Raw genomic sequence first — 248 nt, 5'->3', positions numbered from 1 at the left:
TGTTTCGCTAAGGAGTGAAAAAAGTGAGTGCGGCGTTCCGACCATTTCGCGTGTAATCGAGTGGCTTTGTCGGCACCAGAGTTGTCACACTTGGCGATCTCCTTCGGGAAGTAGTACCCATCTTGCTCCGTTTATCGCAAGACGGCTCCCGTATTGAATCACTTACATAACAAATTCTCCTGTCTGAGTCGCTGAACTGCCGAATTTCTAGATACAGACATTGCAGAAGCACCCAAACCAGACTATCC

Annotated in this window: 1 pseudogene; it reads right to left on the bottom strand. The window is 48.4% G+C overall.

The window, feature by feature from the left end:
• Positions 1–128: pseudogene (locus O2S87_RS19410) on the bottom strand (RNA-guided endonuclease TnpB family protein); the annotation flags it as partial.
• Between the last annotated feature and the right edge of the window lie 120 nt (positions 129–248).

It is taken from the genome of Halohasta sp. A2 (assembly GCF_056175805.1).
Note: the sequence above shows the minus strand (reverse complement) of the source record. Positions and strands in the feature narration are given on the sequence as shown.